Source organism: Massilia agilis (genome assembly GCF_024756255.1).
GTDB lineage: Bacteria > Pseudomonadota > Gammaproteobacteria > Burkholderiales > Burkholderiaceae_D > Telluria > Telluria agilis.
In genome coordinates this window covers 790,810-812,568 of sequence record NZ_JANUHB010000002.1, presented here as the reverse complement: position 1 = coordinate 812,568, position 21,759 = coordinate 790,810, and the positions used below count along the sequence as shown (strand labels likewise).

Genomic DNA, 21,759 nt, shown 5'->3' with positions numbered 1-21,759 from the left:
CTTACCGGTTCCTCCGCCCGATGGCGCGCTTGATGTGAGCAGTGGACGAACCTGCTTCTTTTTGATGGTATGTCGCGCCAACGTGTGGAAAATAGTATGCCATATTCTTGATCCAGATCCGTTCTTTTTTTGCTTTGATTGTGGTAAGCCTGGCAAAAATTCGGTTTCTGTCCAATGAGCACGGGCGGCGGCCCGAGGCGTTACATCGCCGACCGGGGCGCGCGCGCTGCGCTGGTGAGGGGGCGGGCCGTACGCGCGGCCTGTGCACGCGCGCGCACCTTGTGCCGCCAGCGGATGACGCCGGTGACGAACAGGAGCAGGGGAACGAAGCCCGACAGGAACACCGCTGCGCGGCCGACAATCCCGAACGCTTCGCCGTTGTGCAGCGGATGGAACCAGTAGGACATGCGCGCACCCGTGTTGGCCGCGAGCGGGTCATGCGCGGCCAGGATCGCGCCGCTGCCCGCGTCGAGCCAGACCCGGGTTTGCGGAAAGCGGCGGCTCGGCTCGGACGGCTGGCGCATGCGCAGCGATATAGGCGTGTGCCCGGCGCCGCTGGTCTCGACCCAGCGGACTTCGGCGTCAGGAAAGCGCGCCTTGGCGGTGGCGATGGCCTGGTCCAGCGAGACGGTATCGCGTTGGTGCGCGCTCGTTATCGGCGCCGCCGGTGCCGGGCTCGCACGAAGGAGCAGCCGCGTCTGGTCGGGAAACGCCAGCGCGCTGCCGGTGAGCGCGAGCACGGCCAGCAAGGGCAGCCAGTACACGCCGCTGGAACAGTGCATGTCGTACGCCCGCCGCACGGCGCCGGGGCGCGGCACGATGCGCAGGGCGGTCCAGAACCTGGCCTTCGACGGCCACCACAACTGGATGCCCGTCACCATGACAGCGAAACAGAGGATGCCGGCCAGGCCCACCAGCACCAGGCCAGGTTTGCCCAACAACAGCGTGTAGTGCAAGTCGAACAGCCAGGTCACCACGGTGTCGCCCCAGAACCGCTTGCTGGTCACTTGCAGCGTCGCCGGGTCCAGGGTCACCAGCATTGGGGCGAAGTAGCTGCCGGCGCGCTCGGCCGGGTGGTAGTAGCGGGCCATCACCGGCGTGTCCTGGTCGAGCGGCAGCTCGATGCGCCATGGGCCGTCACGCTCCGGATAGGCCTGGCGCAGCGCCTGGTGGATCGACTCCACCGGCGGCAAGGCGGCAACCGCGTGTTCGACCCGGGTGTGCGGGTTGAGCGCGCGGTCGATGTCGAGGTAGAACACCAGGGCGCTGCCGGTCAGGCCGAGCAGGACGAACCAGAGCCCCACCACCAGGCCACTCCAGAAGTGAAGCGCAAGGACGACGCGCCGGACCGGGCTTGCCATGTGCGCCGCCTCAGAAGTGCGCGGTGACCATCAGGTTGATGCTGCGCGGGCTGCCGGGCGCATGCAGCGATTGCGTGCCGTCGTGCCACACGTACTCGTAGTAGCGGTTGGCGACGTTGCGCACCTGTACTTCCACGTCGAAATTGTCCTTCACGCACCAGGTAGCCGACAGGTTCAACAGCGCATAGCCGCCGAACTTGCCGGTCTTGTTGGTGCGCTCGAGGTAGTAGGAACTTTGCCCGTTCATCGATGCCGAGAAGCGCAGGCGGTCGCTGGCTTTGTAGTCGGCGCCGAGGTTGTAGAGCAGGTGCGGCACGTGGTCGATTTCATTGCCGAGCGTGGCGATGGAGGCGGCATCGGTGCGCACGATCTTCGAGCGCTGGAAGGCCGCGCCTACCCACGCGCCGAGTTGTTCGGTGGGCTGCGCGTTGAGTTGGATGTCCAGGCCGCGGCGGCGGGTGGCGCCGATGTTTTCGGCGTCGTTGGCCGGGTCGTTGAGCTTGCGGCGCGCCTCGTTCGACGCGGTCTGTTCCCACAGCGCCACGCGGCCTTCGATCCAGTCCAGCGGGCGGAACTTCAGCCCGGTCTCCCAGCCCTCGTTGATCGAGGGCGCCAGGTCGGCCGACTGGTTGACCTTGTACGCGGCGGTGCCCACGCCGATCTGGAAGCTGCGGCCCCAGTTGCCATAGACCGAGTACGAGGGCGCCAGTTTGTACACCGCGCTGATCTTCGGCTGGCTGATCAGGCCATAGTCGTTGACGCCATACGTCTGCCCGCCGAGCAGGTTGGTGTAGGTGCCCGCAATCTTGTCGCCGCGCCAGGCCGGGGTCACGGTCAGGGCGCTGCTGGGCTTGTACACCACCTGCACGAAGCCGCCGGTGGTGTCCAGGTCGAACTGCTGGTTGCGCGTCTGGGCCGTGCGTACCTGTTCCACCGTGTTGTAGCGCTGGCTGCTGTTGTCCTGGTGTTCGGTGTCGAGCCCGCCGACGACGGTGAACGAACCGAGCGCCGTGGCCGCAGGGCGCCAGGTGAGGGTGCCGGACGCGCCGCGGTGGCGCTCGACCACGATGCGTTCCTGCTGCGAGACGGTGGCAGAGAAGGTCACGTAGCGGCGGTCGTCCAGGTCGTTCTGGTAGGCCTGCGCGGTCCAGAACAGGTTGCCGGACCACTGGTTTTCGGCCTGGATGGCGACCTGGTTGGTGGAGCGGTGGTCGCGGTCGGTGCGGTTGTGGGCCGGCGACAGGTCCGGGTCCTGGCGCGACTGGGCATAGGTCAGGTAACCGGCCTCGTCGGCCGAAGCCTGGTGGTGGCGCACGATCAGGCCGTAGCGCGCGGTGCCTTTGTCCGGCGACCAGAACCACTTGCCCGAAAAGCCGCCTTTCTCAGCCGACGAATGGTTGCGGTAGCCGTCGGTGCTCTGGTAGTCGAAGCCGTAGTTTTGCGAAAAGCCGTTGGCGTCGAAGCCCAGTGCGCCCTGCAGGTCACGGGTGTCAAAGCTGCCGTAGCCCAGGCGCGCCGTCTTGTAGTTGTCGCCGATCTTGGTGACGATGTTGGCATTGCCGGCGATGTTGTGCATGCCGTAGCGCGGGTCGTTGGTCCCGCGCACGACCTCGACCGCGTGGATGTCCAGCAGCGGCGCCAGGTCGATGTAGGGCATGTTGCCGTCGTTGCTGTTGCTCGGGATGCCGTCGATCAGCAGCTTGACGGCATTGATCTCGCCTTCGCCGTTAAAGCCGCGCATCGAAAACTTGCCCGAGGTTGTGCCCTGGCCGAACTGGGTCAGCATCACGCCCGGAATCTGGCCAAACAATTGCCAGTTGTGCGTGACGGCCTGGTCGGCGATCTGGTCGTCGCGCAACGTGTCCACCGAGGTCAGCACGTTGCGGGTGGCCAGCGGGCCGGTTGCATGCCCGACCACGATCACGCGGCCCAGTGTCAGGGCGGGTGTGTCAATCGTCGTGGCTTCCTGCGCCGACGCCGGCAGGGCAAACGCGAGCGCCAGCGCGAGGGCGAGCGGGGTGCGCACGCAGCCGCGTGCGGGAAGGGTATGTCGTTTCTCTTGGTTCGTTCCCATGGCAATCCACCTGGTGTGTTTGTGGCATCACCTGACGTTGTGAGACGAAACAAGTGATCATGGCCAAATCATAGATTTATAATGCATCTTAAAAACATGATCCAGATCAAAAAACTGTTCAATGACTTGTGGCACTCGCGGCTGGCAATTGCTCGGCGTTCCCGACGAGCTTGCGGGGCGCCATTGCCGCTTCCCCCATCTTCCGTGGCACATGAAACGGCGCTGCCTGGGAGCGAGACAGGCGCAGCGAGGCAGCGACCTGCTGCTGGACCTGCGACATCAGGGCATGGCGCTTGCGGGCCTCGGAGCGTTTGTGCGACGGGACCGAACTGATGTCGCCGCTCGCCGGATTGATGCACGGGATCTCGAAGTTGCCGTCCTCGCGTTGCAGCGCATGCATTTCCCGCCAGGTCGTGTCGTAGTCGGCCGAGATGCGGTCACTGCGCCGCCAGTTGACGACGATGCGGTTCCGGTTACTCACCAGGATCAGCTTGCTGCAGCCCAGGCAAGTGCCCAGGTGGCGCAGGATCTCGACGATGAAGGTCTTCGGCCGGCAGCCGTGCAGTTCCCGGGTCAGCTGCCTGACCACCGCCGCGCCGTCGCTGGCGCGCAGCCCCTGCAAGCCGCCCAGCGCCAGGTGGCGTTCGTCCGGATGGACGATCAGCGTGAAGCTGGCGGTGTACACCGTGCGCCCCTGGCAGGACAAGTGCAGCGCCAGCTCGCCTTCCCGATGGGCGTTCCTGATCGCGGACAGGCTCACCTCGAGCATGGCGCCTGACTTGCCGTCGAACCGGGCCAGCGTGACCGGCGCCGCCGCGGCGCGGCGGACCAGGGGCCCGAGACCGGCCTCGCTGATTGCCGTGTAATGGTTCATCAGCACCCGGACCCGGCGTGCGCAGCTGAGATGATTCGACAGGTAGGGGCGGTAGATCTTGTGGATGATGCGTGGCAGTCCATCGGCCAGGTCGCGCAGGACCGGGTGGTCCTGGACATAGCCTTTCCAGCGCCTGGTCTGGCCGGGGAAGAGTGCAGCGCCCAGCAGCAGCTTCACCCTGTCCTTCAACGTGGCGCGCTCGCGCGCGCTGGGATGCAAGTAGGAATACATAAACAAGTGCAGTGCTCGCTTTTTGGGCGACGGGCAAGCGAAGCGGCGAAGTATAGCGGAGCAAGCCTGCTGTAAAGATTACCGTTCCGTAACCTTGGAAAGGGCCGGCCGGACGGGTATGCGCATGGTATAGTCGTGACTGCCTCAAGTCCGTTTCCCCCTGCCAGGCGCAGCTCCCTGCCATGTTCCAGTGCCTCCTCATTGAAGACGACGCCCAGACGCTCAGTTACCTGTCCAAAGGCCTCGAGCGCAACGGCTATGCCGTGACCACGTGCGAGGACGGCATCAGCGCCCAGCAGCTGCTGGAGCGCGGCGGCTGGGACGTGGTCGTCCTCGACCGCATGTTGCCCGGCGTGGTCGATGGCCTGGCCTTGCTGCGTTCGCTGCGCAGCCGCTCGGACGACACCCCGGTGCTGGTCCTGAGCGCCTTGAACAGCGTGGACGAGCGCGTGCGCGGGCTGCATGCGGGCGGCGACGACTACCTGGCCAAACCGTTCGAGCTGGCCGAGCTTGTCGCCCGGGTCGAGAACCTGGTGCGCAGGGCGGCGAGCGCGCGCCTGGCCACCCAGCTGCAGGTCGCGGACCTGCTGCTGGACCTGCGTGCCATGCGCGCCACCCGCGCGGGCCAGCCGATCCCGCTGCAGCCGCGCGAATTCCGCCTGCTCGAATACCTGATGCGCCACGAAGGCCAGATCGTGACGCGCCGCATGTTGCTGGAAGACGTATGGGACTACCATTTCGACCCGCAAACGAACGTGATCGACGTGCAGGTCAGCCGGCTGCGCGGCAAGGTTGACAAAGGGTTCGATGTGCCGCTGATCCATACCGTGCGCGGCACGGGCTATACGTTAAGGGTGCCCGCCTCCGGCGAGGCGTTCGACCTGTAGGCGCGAACGATGCCGCATATTTTTACCGGACCCAGGTCAGCCTGGCTTTCTCGCCAGTGCAGGCGCCGATGATCGGACCGCGCGTGAGCTTGCGCGGTTCGATCGCCGCGCGCCTGGCCCTCGGCTACGCCTTGCTGGTCGCGTTATCGGTCGCCACGCTCGCTGCGGTGTTGTATTTCGGGACCGTCGGCGTGCTCGAACACTCGGTGGATGCGCGAATCCGCGCGGTCGCACAGCATCTGCAATCCCGTTACCGCGACGGTGGCGAGGCCGCCCTGCAGCGCGAAATCGCTGCCCAGCTGTCCGACCGCATCGACACCGATACCGAAATCCTGCTGCTGTTGTCCCCGCAGGGGCAGCCCGTGGCCGGCAACCTGGGCGCGTGGCAGGGACCGCCGCTCAAGACAGGGGAACTGGCCTATCGTACCTTGACGCGCGACGGCGCGCGCTTTTCGGCGCGGCTGGTGACGCTTGCGCTCGATGGCGGAGCGCTGCTGGTGGTGGGGCGCGACCTGCGCGAGCTGGACGCGGTGCGCACCGTGATCGGGCGCGCGCTGCTGCTTGGCGTGGTGGTGTCGCTGCTGCTCGCGCTCGCGGGGGCATTGGTGTTCCGGCGCCAGCTCGAGCGCCGCATCGGGCAGATCCGGCGGGCCGCACGACAGGTCGGGGCGGGCGACCTGACGCGGCGCATTGCGGTGCAGGGCTCGGACGAATTTGCGCGCCTGAGCGCGGACATCAACCAGATGCTCGACCGCATCGGCGAGTTGATGGAAGGCGTGCGCCATGTGTCGAACTCGATCGCGCACGACTTGCGCACCCCGCTCGGGCGCGTGCGCGCGCGCCTGGAGACCGCGCTGCAGGAATCGCGCAGCTGCGACGAACTGTCCGCCGTTGCGCGTGCGGCGATCGAGGAGATCGACGAGGTGACCGGGGTGTTCGACAAGCTGCTGCAGATTGCGGCGGTCGAATCGGGTGTGGCGGGCGTGTCGTTCGCCACCCTGGACCTGCAATCGATCGCCGCCGATATCGTCGAACTGTACGAGCCTGCCGCCGAGGCACAAGGGGCCTGGCTCGGCATCACCCCCGGCGGGCCGTGCCAGGTCCAGGGCGACCGCCAGCTGATCGCCAGTGCGCTTTCCAGCCTGATCGACAATGCGCTCAAGTATGGCGGCACGGGCGTGCGTATCGTCGTCAGCGTGCTGTGCGAGCCCGACGCCGCGGCGCTGGTCGTGCGTGACGACGGGCCCGGCGTGCCTGCTGCCGACCTTGGGCACGTGTGCGAGCGCTTCTATCGCGTCGATCGCAGCCGTCACCTGCCGGGCAACGGCCTGGGGCTGTCGATCGTCAACGCCATCGCGCAGCAGCACGGTGGCAAGCTGGTCCTGCAGAACACCAGTCCCGGCCTGGAGGTGCGGCTGGTGCTGCCGCGTTTCTCGCCTTCCGCCTGAGACACAAATTACGATCCCGTAATCATTACTGAGCTGTAATTTTCAGCGCTGCCTGGCACCGTATCATGTCGCCCAATCGCAGGCTGCATGGATGTGCCTGCCTTGATGTTTAGGGAATGATATGCGCTTCACTCATGGCCCAGGAATCGTCCTGGCGCTTTGCCTTGCCGCTTGCGCCCAGCCCGAGGGGCCGCAGGCCGACTGGGCGCATGGGGCCAGGCGCGCACGGGTCATCGGCGCCGCCGACGCCACGCTGGTCAAGTCCGAACTGCCCGCCTGCCTGGGCGCCCTGGGGCCGGACCTGGTGGCGGGCCGGCGCTTTGTCCGGGTGCGTTTCTGGAACGGGCACCGTTCGGTCACCGATGTGGCAGAGGTGCCGGCCGGGCTGACGCTGCATGAGCGCGACGAGGTCGAGCTCTGGCCCGAGGCGTGCGCCGACGGCCGTCCCGCACGTATTTCCCGCATGCTCGCGGCGCACCGCGATTAGGATCTGGAGTTTCCCATGGTACCGATGTTTCGCGCGATGCGATTCGCGCTGCTGGCGCTTGCCGCTTGCGCCACCCAGGCGCACGCCGCCATGCCGCTGACGCTGGCCCAGGCCATGCGGCTGGCGCTCAACCGTAATCACGATGCGCGCCTGGCGGCCATTGCCGTCGATAGCGCCGAGGCCGCCCAGACCCAGGCGCGTGCCGCGCCCAATCCGAGCCTGACGCTGCAGACGACCAACATCAATCCGGCGGCAGGCGTGGGCGCCGGCGGCTTGCGCAGCAAGACCGTCGATAGCACCGTGCGGGTGGACCAGCTGGTGGAGCGCGGCGGCAAGCGCGAACTGCGCGGCGCTGCCGCGGCCCAGCTGGTGGCAGCGGCGCGCGCGGACGCCGACGACGTGAGGCGGCAGCTGCGGCGCGACGTCGGCCAGGCGTATTACGACCTGCTGGCGGCGCAGGAGCGTGTACAGGTGCTCGTCCAGCTTGCCGATTTGTCCGAGCACGCCTTGCGCGCGGCGCAGCAGCGCGAACGCGCCGGTGACCTGGCGCCGAGCGACACGCTGCGCCTGCGTATGGATGCGCTGCGCGCGCGCAATGACGCGGACAGCGCCACCGCCAGTCTTGGGCAGGCCCAGCGCGCGCTGGCGCTGCTGCTCGGGGCCGAGCCAGGCGAACTGCCCAGCGCCGTCGATGGCTGGCCGGCCCCCGTGGTGACCGACCGCGCCGGCGCCGCAATCGAGCGGCGTGCCGACGTGCGCGCTGCCCAGGCGCGGCTCGATGCGGCGCGCGCGGCCCACAAGCTGGCGCTGGCCGGGCGCACGCGCGACATCACGGTTGGCGTGCAGTTCGAGCACTATCCGGCCAGCGCAGCCAATCCCCAGGGCAGCGGCAACAGCGTTGGCATCGCCGTCCAGGTGCCGCTCTTCGTGCGCTACGGGATGGAAGGCGAGGTGCGATCGGCGCAGGCAAGCGTGGACGCGGCGGAAGAGGCGTTGCTGCGCACCCGCCAGCTGGCGCGGGCCGAGCTGGACAAGGCTGCGGCCGAGCTGCGCACCAGTGCAGCCCTGGTTGCGCGGTTCGAGCACGACATCCTGCCGGCCGCCCGCAAGGCATCGGAGGCTGGCGAATTCGCATTCAGCCACGGCGCCGCCAGTGTCATGGACGTGCTCGACGTGCGCCGGAGCTACCGGGCGGCCGAGCTGGACGCCATCGCGGCGCGCGCCGATTTCGCCAAATCGGCCGCCGCCTTCGATGCCGCAATTTCCGAGGAAAGCAAAGAATGAACATCCGATTCCGATTCATCGCCGCCGCGCTGGCGTGCGGTGCCGCCGCGCTCGCTGCCGCGGAGCTGCTCCAGGGCGCTGCGCCCGCTGCTGCCCCGGCTGTCCCGGCGCCCAAGCCTGCGTCCGACGACATCCGTATTCCCGCAGGCGATCCACGCAGCGCATCCTTGAAAATCGCACAAGTGCAGGCGCAGCCGATGCCGCTGGCCGATGCGGTGGCCGCGAAGATCGCGTACGACGAGACGCACACCAGCCGCATTGCCTCGCCGGTGCTGGGGCGCGTTGTGGCGGCCCCCGTCGAAGTGGGCGACAGCGTGCGTGCCGGCCAGGCGCTGGCGCAGCTCGACTCGCCGGACCTGGCGACGGCGCAGGCGGACCTGCGCAAGGCGCTGGCAGACCAGGAGCGCAAGGGCCTGGCGCTGGAACGCGCGCGGCAGTTGTCCGGCGCCGGCGTGCTGGCGCGGCGCGACCTCGAGAACGCCGACGCCGACTTTCGCCAGGCCGATGCCGAGACGCGGCGCGCGCGCCAGCGGGTGCGCAACCTGAACGCGGAAGGCGCGGCGGACGGCAGGTTTGCGCTGCGCGCCCCGATCGCGGGGACGGTCGCCGACAAGCAGATGAATCCCGGCCAGGAGGTGCGGCCGGACCAGGCCGCGCCGCTCGTCGTGGTGAGCGACCTGCGCCACGTGTGGGCGGTGGCCGACGTGCCGGAACGCCTTGCGGTCGGCCTGCGCCGGGGGCAGGGCGTCATGGTGGAGGCGGACGCGTGGCCAGGCCGCGTATTCCAGGCGCGGATCGAGCGCATCGGGGTCGCGGTCGATCCGGTGACGCGGCGGGTGCAGGTGCGCTGCGAGCTCGATAACGCCGACGGCGCCCTCAAGCCGGACATGTTCGTGCGCGTGGCCTTCGTGGGAGACGCGCAGGGCAAGCAAGGCGTGCGGCTGCCCAACACTGCGCTGTTCACCGAAGGGCAGTACAGCTACGTGTTTGTGGAGACCGCGCCGGGCGCGTTCCGCAAACGGCGCGTGGCCGTTGCAGTCGGGGGCGCCGAGAACAGCTATGTGGCCGACGGCCTGGCCAGCGGCGAGCGCGTGGTGGTCGAGGGCGCGCTGCTGTTGAACGCGGAGGCGGCAAGCCATGCTCGCTAAGCTGGTCGATTTTGTCCTGGCCCAGCGCGTCTTCGTGCTGTTCCTGACCGGCTGCCTGGCCGCTGCCGGCTGGCGCGCGCTCGACGAGCTGCCGATCGAGGCCTTTCCCGACGTGCAGGACGTGCAGGTCCAGGTGGTCACGCAATTGCCCGGGCAGGCGCCGGAAGAAGTGGAGCGGTCCGTCACGCTGCCGATCGAACGCGAGCTGAGCGGCGTGCCGCGCCAGACCCAGATGCGCTCGGTCAGCATCGGCGGCCTGTCGGTGATCACGCTGACGTTTGCCGACGGCACCGACGACTATTTCGCGCGCCAGCGCGTGCTCGAGCAGCTGCAGAACGTGACCCTGCCGGCGGGCGTGCAGCCGACCCTGGCGCCCTTGACCACGGCCGTGGGCGAGGTGTTCCGCTATGTGCTGGAGACGCCGCCAGGAATGGACGAGAACGCCGTGCGCGCCTTGCAGGACTGGGTGGTGCGCCCGGGGCTGCGCGTGGTGCCGGGCGTGGCCGATGTGGTCAGCTTCGGCGGAACGGTGAAGGAGTACCAGGTCAGGATCGATCCGCTGGCGCTGAACCGCTACGGCGTGACGCTTGAACAGGTACGCCAGGCCGTTGCCGGCAACAGCGCCAACGTGGGCGGCGGGCTGGTCCGGCGCGGCGACGAGGCGCTGGTGGTGCGCGGTATCGGCATGTTCGAGCGGATCGCGGACATCGGCCGGGTCATCGTGAGCGCGCACGACGGGCGCACCGTCCTGGTATCGGACGTGGCGCGCGTGGAAGTCGGTTATCGGCCGCGCTCGGGCAGCGTTGCCTTCAATGGCCAGGACCGTGTGGTCGAGGGCATCGTGCAGATGACCAAGGGCGCCAATGCCGCGCAGGTGGTGGACGGGGTGAAGCAAGCGGTGGCCGCCTTGAACGCCAAGCTGCCGGCCGGCGTGCGCATCCGCACCATCTACGACCGCAGCGAGCTCATCGGCCACACGGTGCGCACGGTGGGCGAGAACCTGCTGGTCGGCGCCGCGCTTGTGATTGCCATCCTGGTCGTGTTCCTGGGTAATTGGCGCGCCGCGCTGATCGTCGCTACCGTGATTCCGCTGTCGCTGCTGGCGGCATTCATCGTGCTGGATGCGCGCGGGATCCCGGCCAACCTGATCTCGCTGGGCGCGGTGGACTTCGGCATCATCATTGACAGCGCCGTGGTGCTGGTGGAGGCACTGCTGGTGCGCCTGCATCTGCAGACCGTCGTCGAGCCAGGCGAGGCTACACGGCGTGGCAACCAGGCGGTCAGGCAGACGGTGGTGCGGCTGGGCAAACCGATCTTGTTCGCCAAGGCGATCATCGTGGTCGCTTTCATCCCGATCTATACCTTCCAGCGTGTGGAGGGCAAGATCTTTGCGCCGGTGGCGTTCACCCTGACCTTCGCCATGCTGGGCGCGATCCTGCTGACGATGACCCTGGTCCCGACGCTGCTGGCCTGGGCCAACGCGCACCGCCCTTTGCGGGAACGGCCGAACATGTGGCTGCCGCGGCTGCAGGAACGGTATCGGCGCCTGCTGCTGTGGGCGCAGGCGAACCGTCATGTGGTGTTCGGCGCATCGGCTTGCGCGCTGGTGGTGGCGCTGGTCGCGGCCCCCATGCTCGGCAGCGAATTCCTGCCCAAGCTCGACGAGGGCAACCTGTGGCTGACGATCGAGTTGCCGGCCTCCAGTTCGCTCGAAAAGACGCAGCAGGTGGAAAAGCAGGTGCGCACGATCCTGCGCAGCTATCCGGAGATCGGCAACGTCGTCTCGCATGTGGGACGACCGGATGACGGGACCGACCCGAAAGGGCCGAACAACATGGAAATCCTGGCCGACCTGGCGCCGCGTGGCCAGTGGCGTTTCGCCAGCAAGGACGCCTTGACCGCGGATATTTCGGCGCGCATCCACGCGATACCGGGTATTCCGACCAACTTCTCGCAGGTCATCGAAGATAACGTCGAGGAGGCGCTCTCGGGCGTCAAGGGCGAGATCGCAGTCAAGGTGTTCGGCCCGGATCTTGCCGTGCTCGAGCAAAAGAGCCAGCAGATCGCGGCGATCCTGGCGGCCATTCCCGGCGCGGCCGACGTGGAGGCGGTGCGGATCGGCGGTCAGAGCGAGCTCGACATTGTTGTGGACCGTGAGCGCATCGCGCGCCTGGGCGTCAACATTGCTGACGTCAACGCCGCGATCCAGGCTGCGCTTGGCGGGATCGCCGCCAACCAGTTCTACGAGGACGACCGGCGCTTTGACGTCACCTTGCGGCTGGACGAGAAGGACCGCGACTCGCTGGCTGGCATCGGCGCGGTGCAGGTCAGCCTGCCGGGCGGGACGGCCACCGTGCCGCTGTCCGACATCGCACGCATCGCGGTACGGCAAGGCGCCGCCCGCATCAGCCGCCAGGCCGGCGTGCGCATTGCGTCGGTGAAGGCGAACCTGGTCGGGCGCGACCAGGGGAGCTTCGTGGCCGAGGCCCAGCGGCTGGTGGCGCAGCAGGTGCACCTGCCGCCTGGTTACCAGCTTACCTGGGGTGGGCAGTTCGAGAACCAGCAGCGTGCGGTCAAGCGCTTGCGCGTGATTGTCCCGGTCACGGCATTGCTGATCTTTAGCCTGCTGTTCGCGGCGTTCCGTTCGGTGCGCCATGCGCTGCTGGTGCTGACCATCGTGCCGTTTGCGCTCATCGGGGGTGTGGCTGGGCTTGCGCTGGCCGGACTGCATTTCTCCATTTCCGCGGCGGTCGGTTTCATCGCCGTGGCCGGCATCGCGGTCCAGAACGGTGTGATCATGGTGGAGGAGTTTGCCAGGGAAGGGCGCAGCAAGGCCCCGCTTGCCGAGGTCGCGGTGGCCGCCGCGGTGTCGCGCCTGCGCCCGATCCTGATGACGGCGCTGATGGCCGGCCTGGGCTTGCTTCCAGCGGCGCTATCGCACGGGATCGGGTCGGAGACCCAGCGGCCGTTCGCGGTGGTGATCGTGGGCGGTATTGTGTCGGCGACCTTCTTCACGCTCCTGCTGCTGCCACTGGCCTTTCCCTACTTCGTACGCAGGGCAAAGGAGGACGAGGCATGCGGCGACGGGCGTGGCGAGCAGGCGCTGCCTGCGGCCCGTCCCGAATGATGTCTGGTTTGCTGTTCCCGGTTCGCTGGCCCAACATTAACCAAGTGTAATCCTTGGATCTGCGGCAATGGCTTACGATGGGGGTGTTCTCCCTAGTGAGCCATGGCCGTTCGGGGGAATCCTCTGGGTGGTCTTTGCCGATGTGCGATACATCGGCATTTTTTTTGTGGGCACAAAAAAAGGCGTCACGATCACTCGTAACGCCTTTTTCTGATACTGCAAATTCTGGTAGGCCGTGCTGGGCTCGAACCAGCGACCAACGGATTAAAAGTCCGCTGCTCTACCAACTGAGCTAACGACCCGAAAGAAGCAAGATTATATGGGCTGAGCGCAAACGTGTCAAACGTTCACGCATCCCATCATTTCTTCTTGGCGGTCTTGGTCACGGCCGGTTTGAGCGAGGCAAGGCGGTCCTTGGCGGTCTGCGCGGCCGAGGTGTCCGGGTATTGCTTGACCAGCTGGGTCAGCGCCTTGCGCGCCGCCTTGTCGTCGCCCAGCTCGGTGTAGTTGCTGGCGATATTGAGCATCGCGTCGGCGGCCTTCGGGCTGGTGCTGTAGTTGTTCACCACGGCTTCCTGCGCGGCGATCGCGTTCTTGTAGTCGCGCTGCGCGTAGTAGGCGTTGCCCAGCCAGTACTGCGCGTTGGCGGCGTACGCCGATTGCGGGTAGCGCTTGACGAAGTCGGTGAGGGCAGCGGTGGCGCCCTTGTAGTCGCCCGACTTGAACAGCTCCATCGCCGTGTCGTACGACTGCTTTTCGGTCGGCAGGACTTCGGCGGTGCGGCCATCGATGGTGGCCTGCTGCGGCTCGAGCTTCTTGATGCGCGCGTCGAGGTCGACGTAGTAATCTTTTTGGCTCTTCTGCACGTTGGCCAGCTGGTTGCCCAGCGTTTCGACCTGGTCGCGCAGGCGCGCGATTTCCTGCATGGTTTGCTCGTGCTGGTTGAGCATGTCCAGGGCGGTCGATTTGTCCGACTTGGTGTCGATGCGCGCGTTCAGGTCGCGGGCCATGGCATCGATCTTGGCGCGCAGGTCGAGGATCGCCTTGCGTGCTTCATCATCTTCGAGCAGGCCGGCAGAGGCGTGCAGCGGCAGCCAGGCAGCCAGCATCAGGACTGCAAGGCGGGACTTGGACAACTTGATCATGATTGACTCTTTCTAATCCTGTGACATGCAAATAATGACGGGGCGGTCGCAGTCTGCACTGCGCGCCGCCCCGTGTCAATCAGCCGAGTCCGACAGGATTATTGATACACGATGTCGGCGCGACGGTTTTCTGCCCAGGCAGCCTCGTCGTGGCCTTGTGCCTTCGGCTTCTCTTTGCCCAGCGACACGGCTTCCATCTGGCCGTCGGACACGCCCAGCGCGCCCATGGCTTTGCGCACGGCTTCGGCACGCTTCTGGCCCAGGGCCAGGTTGTACTCGGTGCCGCCGCGCTCGTCGGTGTTACCTTGGATCAGGACCTTGCGCTGCTTGTTCTTGGTCAGGTAGGCCGAGTGGTTCTCGACGACCGGCTTGCCGTCGTCACGCACGACGAACTTGTCGAAGTCGAAGTACACGCTGCGGTTCGCGAGCACGCCTTTCGGATCGTTCAGCGGGTCCACCACGTCCGGGGTGACCGGCTTGACTTCGCGGTTGTCCTGCTGGGCCACCGGCTGCTGTGCCGGGCTCTTGTCGACCACCGGGGTTTCGTTCAGTTTGGTCGAGCTGCAGGCGGACAGCAGGGCGGCCGCGCTCACGATGAAGGCTACACTCTTGATGTTGCGCATGTTTTTTCTCCTGGTTGTAAAAAAGGACTTCAAATCATTACTGCATCATTACTGCATGAAAGGACCCCAGGTGGGCTCCTTGATGTTTCCCGCTTGGGTGGTCAAACTCTGCTTCACCCGTCCATCGACCGAGACCACGGCAAGCGAGCGCTGCCCGCCGCTATGGGTCGCATACATGATGTACTTGCCGTTAGGCGAAAAACTCGGTTCCGAGGCGTCGTCCGCCAGACGCAGTTCCTGGCCCGAGGCCAGGTCCATTGCGTAGAGCGAGAAGGCGCCGTTGCGCTGCGAGATGAACGCCAGGGTTTTCCCGTCTGGCGAAATACGCGGGCTGATGTTGTAAGGACCGTTGAAGGTGACGCGCGAGGCATTGCCGCCGGATGCGCTCATCTTGTAGATCTGCGGGCCGCCGCTGCGGTCGCTCATGAAGTAGATGGTCTGGCCATCGGCCGAGAAGCGGGCTTCGCTGTCGATCGCCGGGTTGTCGGTCACGCGGTGCAGCCCGCTGCCATCGGCATTGACCGTGTAGATTTCGGTGTTGCCGTCCTTGGACAGCGAGATCGCCAGCTTGCTGCCGTCCGGCGACCAGGCCGGCGACGAGTTGTTGCCCTTCTGGTTCGAGATCAGGCGGCGCTGCCCGGTGATCAGGTCTTGCATGTAGATGATCGGCTTCTTCTTCTCGTACGAGACGTAGGCGACCTTGGTGCCGTCCGGCGACCACGACGGCGAGATGATCGGTTCCGGCGACATGAAGGCCACCTGCACGCCGGCGCCGTCCGAGTCGGCCACTTCCAGGCGGTAGCGGAATTTGTCGCGCGGGTTCTCTCCCACGTACGAGATGCGGGTGGCAAAGATGCCGCGCACGCCGGTCAGCTTTTCATACACGTCGTCGGCGATGCGGTGCGCCTGCAGGCGGGTGCTGCGCGGCTGCACGGCGTCCGACAGCGACGAGATCTGGCCGGCCTTGATGGTGTCGAGCAGCTTGTAGCGCACCGCCAGGCGGCCGTCCGCCAGCTTTTGCACGCTGCCCACCACCACCGCGTCGGCGCCGCTGGCTTTCCAGGCGGAGTAGTCGATGCTGGCGGTTTCAGAGATGGCCTGGCGCGCGTCGATGACCTTGAACACGCCGCTGCGCTCCAGGTCCGCGCGGATCACGGCCGACACCTGTTCCGGCGCCACCGATTCGTCGGCGAACGCGGCCACCGCGACCGGGATCTGGTTGTTGGACACGCCGGCGATCTCGACGTGCAGCTGCGCCTGGGCCGTGCCCATCAGCAGCGTCGCGGAAAACAGCAGGTAGTGTAGTTTTTTCATGAGCCTCATCAATCAATGGTTGTGGTTCGACCTGGTGCCGTTCAGTCCTTCATTTGGAAGGAGATTTCCAGTGAACGCTCTACCGTACCATCTTTCTTTTTAGGCAGTGGTGACGATTTGGAAATACCGCGCTCCACGGCGTCGTCGAATTCCGGCATCCCACTGCTCTTTACCTTTCTCACCGAGATGATCTCGCCCGTCGGCAGCTGCTCGACCTTGAACGTGACCGTCGGGTTGCCCGGCACGTCGGTGCTGCCGGCGTAGCTCGTCATGCTCTTGATCTTCGCCCTGAGCGCGGCCTCGTAGCCGGCGTCGCGCCGCGGCGCGGTCGATTTCGCCGCCGTGCCGCTGGTGCCCGCGCCGGCCTGGGCCATCATGCGTTGCAGGTCCTGCTGGCGCTGCTTCTCGAGCGCCGCCTTCTTCTGCGCTTCCGCCTTGGCCTTGGCCGCCTTCTCGGCTTTCTCGGCTTCCTTCTTCTTCAGTTCTTCGGCCTTCTTCTCGGCTTCCTTCTTGGCCGCCTCTTCCTTGGCTTTCTTGTCGGCTTCCTTCTTCGCCTCTTCCTTCGCCTTCTTGTCGGCTTCTTTCTTCGCCTCTTCCTTGGCCTTCAGCTCTTCGCGCTTCTTCTCTTCGGCGAGCTCTTTCTTGCGCAGCTCTTCCTTGCGCTTCTTCTCCTGCTCCAGCCGGATGTCCGGCGCGGGCGCGGGCGGCGCCGGCTGCTCGACCACCTTGGGGGCGGGAGCAGGTTCCGGCTGCGGCTGCGGCTCCGGTTCCGGCGCCTCGGCGGGCGGCGGGGGCGGGGGCGCTGCCGTCTGCACCTTCATGTCCCATACCTCGGCCTCGACTGCGGCCGGCTTGTTGTTCTGCCAGCTGATGCCCACCCACAAAAAGGTGAGCAGGAACGCGTGCACGGCCACCGCCAGCACGACCGCCGACCAGCGGCGCGGTTCCGGCGGCACCCGGTAGGGGCCGCTGCTCGCTTGCTTCATCGCTGACATGGCTTGCCAATCACTTCGTCGCCAGCCCCACCCGGTTGATGCCCATCTTCTTGGCTTCGGAAATGAGCTGGATGACGTCGTCGTACTTGCTGTCCTTGTCGCCCGCGATCAGCACCGGGTAATCGGGATGTTCCTCGTGCATGCTGCGCAGGCGGTCGATCACCGCGCTGCGGGTGGGCATGCGCGCCTGCGCGCTCGAATTCTTGCCTTGCACGCCGATCGTGATCTCGGCGTTCGGCTGGATCTGGATCTGGATGTAGTCGTCCGGCGGCAGCGCCGATTTCTCGGCGGCCGGCAGGTTGATCACGCTCGGGTTGTTGGCCGGCGGCGTGACCATGAAAATGATGAGCAGCACCAGCATCACGTCGATGTACGGCACGACGTTGATTTCGGACTTGAACTTTCTGCGGCGTCCGCTGCGCAGGCTGCTGGAAAAGGCCATCGTCATTCTCCGCTCGGCTTAGCGCGACTGGCGCTGCAGGATGTTGGAGAACTCTTCGACGAAGCTCTCGAAGCGGATCGCGAGGCGGTCGATGTCGTGGGTGAAGCGGTTGTAGGCCACCACCGCGGGAATCGCGGCGAACAGGCCGATCGCGGTGGCGATCAGCGCCTCGGCAATGCCCGGCGCCACTGCCGCCAGCGTTGCCTGCTGCACGTTGGCCAGGCCGCGGAACGCGTTCATGATGCCCCACACGGTACCCAGCAGGCCAATGTAGGGCGAGACCGAGCCGACCGAGGCCAGGAAGTTCAGGTGCGTGTCCAGGCCGTCCAGTTCGCGCTGGAAGGCGGCGCGCATGGCGCGGCGGGCGCCGTCGAGCACCGCGCCCATGTCGAGCGCGTCGCGCGATGCCTGCTTGCCCTTGATGAATTCGCCCATGCCGGCTTCGAAGATGCGGGCCAGGGCGCCGCTCTGGTCGCGCTGGCTGCTGGCCATCTGGTGCAGGGTGTGCAGGTTGCCGCCGGCCCAGAAGCTGCGCTCGAACTGCTCGGTCTGGCGGCGCGCCGCGCGGATTGCGAACAGCTTGCGGAAGATGTAGCTCCAGCTCGTCAGCGAAAGTGCGAACAGCAAGGCCATGATGATCTGCACGATCAGGTGCGCATTGCTGATCAGGGCGACGAAGGAAAGATCTTGCACAGCGTTCATCGGGATGTATTCGGTCAAATGTAATTGTCAGACGGCATGCATTTTAGCAGCGACTTCGTCTGGAAGGGAGCGGGGGCGCATGGTAGCCGCATCGACGCAGCCAACTTTCACGTGCGCGGAGGTCAACAGCTGTTCGCCGCGCCAGGCCTGCTGGAAGAACTGGACCGTGGCCCGGCCGAGCTTGTGGATGGTGGTGGCGATACGGATTTCATCGTCCAGCCGCGCGGGCGCGGTGTAATCGATGCTGGCGTGCTTGACGACGAAGGCGACGCCTTCCCGCGCGAGCAGTTCTTGCTGGCCAATACCGGCAGCGCGCAGCCACTCGGTGCGCGCGCGTTCGAAAAACTTCAGGTAGTTCGCGTAAAACACGATGCCGCCGGCGTCCGTATCTTCGTAATACACACGGACTGTCCAGTCAAAAACTGAAGGCATTTCATTTGCCATAAGTGTAAGTGGGCAACATTTTACGCCATTTTGTGCAACTTATCGTGCGCTGGCGTACATATTGCCGCTCAATGGCCCGAGATGGCCTGTCGCGGGCTATCAAAACGGCAATAGTAGAAAGCAGATACTGCCGTTAAGCCAATGACTGTAACACTTTCTAACGACTGCTGCCGTGGCTGTTACAAAACCAAAACAATTCCGCCGACGCGGAATTGTTTTGCCCCCGCGCAGGCGGGGGCCCATGCTGAGCATCCGGAGCCCGGCGCCGGGAAGCCGAACCTTACCCCTGGCGCTTGATGTTGAACGGCGCGAAACCCTGGCAGGTCGGCATCATCTCGATGCTGTTGATGTTGACGTGCGGCGGCAGCGTGGCGACCCAGTAGGCGGCCTCGGCGATGTCCTGCGCCGTCAGCGGCGTGGTGCCTTCGTACACCTTGGCCGCCAGCGCGTCGTCGCCCTTGAAGCGCACGTTCGAGAATTCGGTGCCGCCGCACAGGCCCGGCGCCAGGTTGGTGGCGCGCACGCCGGTGCCGACCAGGTCGGCGCGCAGGTTCAGCGTGAACTGGTCCACGAACGCCTTGGTCGCGCCATACACGTTGCCGCCCGGGTAGGGGTAGGCGCCTGCCACCGAGCCCAGGTTGATGATGAGCCCGCTGCCGCGCTCGACCATGGCCGGCAGGACAGCGCGGGTCATCGTCACCAGGCCCTTGCAGTTGGTGTCGATCATCGTGTCCCAGTCCTCCAGCGGCACCTGGTGCGCGGGCAGGGTGTTCAGGGCCAGGCCGGCGTTGTTGATGAGCACGTCGATCTGGCGCCACGATTGCGGCAACATCGACAGTGCCTCGTCGATCGATTCCTTGTCCGACACATCCATCTCGAGCGGCAGGGCGTTGTCGCCCAGTTCGGCGGCCAGGGCCTTGAGCCGGTCCATGCGACGCGCGGCCAGCACGACCTGGTGCCCGTTCCGGACGAAGGTGCGCGCCATCTCGGCGCCAAAGCCGGCCGAGGCGCCGGTGATGAAAACGATCATGGTCAAATCCTTAAGAACGCGAAAGCTGCAAGATTGTAGCCCAAACAGCCAGCCGGGGCGGTGGGCGGCCATCCGGTTTCCTTGCCCTAACTGGGCACTTAACTTACAATCCAGACTCCATTACCGTCTCACGTAACTGGCGAAAAAACCGCGCAGGATCATTGGCCGCGCGGCGGAAGGTGGACACCACCGGGGAACGTGAGACGACGTCAGCCGTTCGCCTGGGCAGCCACACCGGTGCTTTTACAGCATCGCGGGCTGCCTTGTTTCATTCCCGGCTCCCGCATCCTGGCGAAACCGCCGGTGCCTGGTTTCACATCGATTGGAGTATTTTTTCATGTTTGCAAAAGATCACACGCTCGCCAAAGTCGACCCGGAACTGTGGGACGCCATCCAGAAGGAAAACCAGCGCCAGCAAGACCACATCGAACTGATCGCGTCCGAGAACTACACCTCGCCGGCCGTGATGCAGGCCCAGGGCTCGCAGCTGACCAATAAATACGCCGAAGGCTATCCTGGCAAGCGCTACTACGGCGGCTGCGAATACGTGGACATCGCCGAGCAACTGGCGATCGACCGCGTCAAGGAGCTGTTTGGCGCCGAGGCCGCCAACGTGCAGCCGAATTCGGGCTCGCAGGCCAACCAGGGCGTGTTCTTCGCCATGCTCAAGCCGGGCGACACCATCATGGGCATGTCGCTGGCCGAAGGCGGCCACCTGACCCACGGCATGGCGCTGAACATGTCGGGCAAATGGTTCAACGTGGTCTCGTACGGCCTGACCGCGCAGGAAGACATCGACTACGAGCAGATGGAACGCCTGGCCCGCGAGCACAAGCCCAAGCTGATCATCGCCGGCGCGTCGGCATTCGCGCTGCGCATCGACTTCGAGCGTTTCGCCCGCGTGGCCAAGGAAGTCGGCGCCTACTTCATGGTGGACATGGCCCACTACGCCGGCTTGATCGCCGCCGGCGAGTACCCGAACCCGGTGCCGCACGCCGACTTCGTGACCTCGACCACCCACAAATCGCTGCGCGGCCCGCGCGGCGGCATCATCCTGATGAAGGCCGAGCACGAGAAGGCCATCAACTCGGCGATCTTCCCGGGCATCCAGGGTGGCCCGCTGATGCATGTGATCGCTGGTAAAGCGGTCGCGTTCAAGGAAGCGCTGTCGCCGGAGTTCAAGGAGTACCAGAAGCAGGTGGTGAAGAACGCCAAGGCGCTGGCCGATACGCTGACCGCACGCGGCCTGCGCATCGTGTCGGGCCGCACCGAGTCGCACGTGATGCTGGTGGACCTGCGCTCCAAGGGCCTGACCGGCAAGGAAGCCGAGGCGATCCTGGGCCAGGCGCACATGACCTGCAATAAGAACGGCATCCCGAACGACCCGCAGAAGCCGTTCGTCACCTCGGGCATCCGCCTGGGCAGCCCGGCGTTCACCACCCGCGGCTTCAAGGAAGAAGATGCGGTCCAGGTCGGCAACCTGATCGCCGACGTGCTCGACAACCCGCACGACGCGGCCACCATCGAGCGCGTGAAGGCGGAAGTGAAGAAGCTGACCGACAAGTACCCGGTGTACGCTTCCTAACCCTTTGGGCCGCGCTGCCTGCGCGGCCCGCTTTGCATCATCCGGCGCCATGAAATGTCCTTTCTGCCAGCATGACGACACCCAGGTCCTCGATACGCGGATATCGGAGGAGGGCGATTCCATTCGGCGCCGGCGCCGCTGCACGCATTGCGACAAGCGCTTTACCACCTATGAGCGGGTCGAGCTGTCGATGCCGATCATCGTCAAGAAAAACGGTACCCGTTCGGAGTTCGAATCGTCCAAGCTGCGCGGTAGCCTGATGCTGGCGCTGCGCAAGCGGCCGGTGTCGGCCGCGGCGATCGATACGGCCATCGCGTCGATCGAAGAGAAGCTCCTCAACAGCGGGCAGCGCGAAGTCGATTCCGGCTACGTGGGTGAGCTGGTCATGCAGGAGCTCAAGCGGCTCGACAAGATCGCGTACATCCGCTTTGCGTCGGTGTACAAGAATTTCGAAGACCTGGCCGAGTTCCAGGAAGCGATTGCCGAAGTCGGGCACCCGCGCAAGTAGGGTGGGCGGGTCTCCCGCCCACGCGTTCAAACAGTGCCGGCGTTAGCTGA

Annotated in this window: 19 protein-coding genes, 1 tRNA gene and 1 riboswitch; of the genes, 8 read left to right on the top strand and 12 right to left on the bottom strand. The window is 65.9% G+C overall.

Annotation, left to right across the window (positions count from 1 at the left end; genetic code table 11):
• Window positions 1-200 precede the first annotated feature (200 nt).
• From NX774_RS10695 to NX774_RS10685, 3 genes are all read right to left on the bottom strand, one after another.
• Window positions 201-1,361 (bottom strand): PepSY-associated TM helix domain-containing protein, encoded by a 1,161-nt coding sequence (locus tag NX774_RS10695; protein WP_258822154.1) that lies wholly within the window; start codon window positions 1,359-1,361, stop codon window positions 201-203.
• Window positions 1,362-1,371: 10 nt separating this feature from the next.
• The gene (locus tag NX774_RS10690; protein ID WP_258822153.1) at window positions 1,372-3,435 is read right to left on the bottom strand and encodes a TonB-dependent receptor; all 2,064 of its coding nucleotides are present in this window, start codon (window positions 3,433-3,435) and stop codon (window positions 1,372-1,374) included.
• Window positions 3,436-3,553: 118 nt separating this feature from the next.
• Complete coding sequence (locus NX774_RS10685) at window positions 3,554-4,540, bottom strand: DUF535 family protein (protein ID WP_258822152.1); 987 nt, start codon at window positions 4,538-4,540, stop codon at window positions 3,554-3,556.
• Window positions 4,541-4,722: 182 nt separating this feature from the next.
• Here NX774_RS10685 and NX774_RS10680 point away from each other — a divergent pair, with 182 nt between their 5' ends.
• From NX774_RS10680 to NX774_RS10655, 6 genes are all read left to right on the top strand, one after another.
• Entirely contained in the window at window positions 4,723-5,427 is a 705-nt protein-coding gene (locus NX774_RS10680; protein WP_258822151.1) for a response regulator transcription factor, read from the top strand.
• 68 nt (window positions 5,428-5,495) lie between these two features.
• Complete coding sequence (locus tag NX774_RS10675) at window positions 5,496-6,875, top strand: sensor histidine kinase (RefSeq protein ID WP_258822150.1); 1,380 nt, start codon at window positions 5,496-5,498, stop codon at window positions 6,873-6,875.
• 121 nt (window positions 6,876-6,996) lie between these two features.
• Window positions 6,997-7,362 (top strand): hypothetical protein, encoded by a 366-nt coding sequence (locus NX774_RS10670; protein ID WP_258822149.1) that lies wholly within the window; start codon window positions 6,997-6,999, stop codon window positions 7,360-7,362.
• A gap of 15 nt (window positions 7,363-7,377) precedes the next feature.
• Window positions 7,378-8,646, top strand: a complete 1,269-nt coding sequence (locus NX774_RS10665) for a TolC family protein (RefSeq protein WP_258822148.1) — start codon at window positions 7,378-7,380, stop codon at window positions 8,644-8,646.
• Entirely contained in the window at window positions 8,643-9,794 is a 1,152-nt protein-coding gene (locus NX774_RS10660) for an efflux RND transporter periplasmic adaptor subunit (protein ID WP_258822147.1), read from the top strand. The genes NX774_RS10665 and NX774_RS10660 overlap by 4 nt, the downstream gene beginning before the upstream one ends.
• A complete protein-coding gene (locus NX774_RS10655; protein ID WP_258822146.1) occupies window positions 9,784-12,921 on the top strand; it encodes an efflux RND transporter permease subunit in 3,138 nt (1,045 codons plus the stop codon). The genes NX774_RS10660 and NX774_RS10655 overlap by 11 nt, the downstream gene beginning before the upstream one ends.
• Before the next feature lie 226 nt (window positions 12,922-13,147).
• On the opposite strand, the gene NX774_RS10650 is transcribed toward NX774_RS10655, so the two are convergent.
• From NX774_RS10650 to NX774_RS10610, 9 genes are all read right to left on the bottom strand, one after another.
• Window positions 13,148-13,223: transfer RNA gene (locus NX774_RS10650), tRNA-Lys, on the bottom strand.
• Between the two features lie 57 nt (window positions 13,224-13,280).
• Window positions 13,281-14,066 carry a tol-pal system protein YbgF gene (gene ybgF / locus NX774_RS10645; protein ID WP_258822145.1) on the bottom strand — a complete coding sequence of 262 codons (786 nt, stop codon included), beginning with the start codon at window positions 14,064-14,066 and terminating at the stop codon, window positions 13,281-13,283.
• Between the two features lie 98 nt (window positions 14,067-14,164).
• Window positions 14,165-14,689: a peptidoglycan-associated lipoprotein Pal gene (gene pal / locus NX774_RS10640; RefSeq protein ID WP_258822144.1), complete on the bottom strand. Its 525-nt coding sequence runs from the start codon at window positions 14,687-14,689 to the stop codon at window positions 14,165-14,167.
• 48 nt (window positions 14,690-14,737) lie between these two features.
• Window positions 14,738-16,012 carry a Tol-Pal system beta propeller repeat protein TolB gene (tolB, locus tag NX774_RS10635; protein ID WP_258822143.1) on the bottom strand — a complete coding sequence of 425 codons (1,275 nt, stop codon included), beginning with the start codon at window positions 16,010-16,012 and terminating at the stop codon, window positions 14,738-14,740.
• A gap of 32 nt (window positions 16,013-16,044) precedes the next feature.
• Window positions 16,045-16,998 (bottom strand): cell envelope integrity protein TolA, encoded by a 954-nt coding sequence (gene tolA, locus NX774_RS10630; protein ID WP_307731185.1) that lies wholly within the window; start codon window positions 16,996-16,998, stop codon window positions 16,045-16,047.
• A gap of 10 nt (window positions 16,999-17,008) precedes the next feature.
• Window positions 17,009-17,440, bottom strand: a complete 432-nt coding sequence (locus NX774_RS10625) for an ExbD/TolR family protein (RefSeq protein ID WP_258822142.1) — start codon at window positions 17,438-17,440, stop codon at window positions 17,009-17,011.
• 18 nt (window positions 17,441-17,458) lie between these two features.
• The gene (gene tolQ, locus NX774_RS10620; RefSeq protein ID WP_258822141.1) at window positions 17,459-18,142 is read right to left on the bottom strand and encodes a protein TolQ; all 684 of its coding nucleotides are present in this window, start codon (window positions 18,140-18,142) and stop codon (window positions 17,459-17,461) included.
• Window positions 18,143-18,169: 27 nt separating this feature from the next.
• Entirely contained in the window at window positions 18,170-18,586 is a 417-nt protein-coding gene (ybgC, locus tag NX774_RS10615; protein WP_258822140.1) for a tol-pal system-associated acyl-CoA thioesterase, read from the bottom strand.
• A 280-nt stretch (window positions 18,587-18,866) separates the two neighbouring features.
• Window positions 18,867-19,616: an SDR family oxidoreductase gene (locus NX774_RS10610; protein ID WP_258822139.1), complete on the bottom strand. Its 750-nt coding sequence runs from the start codon at window positions 19,614-19,616 to the stop codon at window positions 18,867-18,869.
• A 122-nt stretch (window positions 19,617-19,738) separates the two neighbouring features.
• Window positions 19,739-19,850: riboswitch (ZMP/ZTP riboswitch) on the top strand.
• A 103-nt stretch (window positions 19,851-19,953) separates the two neighbouring features.
• Between NX774_RS10610 and glyA the strand changes: the two genes are divergently transcribed.
• Window positions 19,954-21,201, top strand: a complete 1,248-nt coding sequence (glyA, locus tag NX774_RS10605) for a serine hydroxymethyltransferase (protein ID WP_258822138.1) — start codon at window positions 19,954-19,956, stop codon at window positions 21,199-21,201.
• 49 nt (window positions 21,202-21,250) lie between these two features.
• Window positions 21,251-21,709, top strand: coding sequence for a transcriptional regulator NrdR (nrdR, locus tag NX774_RS10600; protein ID WP_258822137.1), 459 nt, complete (start codon window positions 21,251-21,253; stop codon window positions 21,707-21,709).
• Window positions 21,710-21,759: the final 50 nt, after the last annotated feature.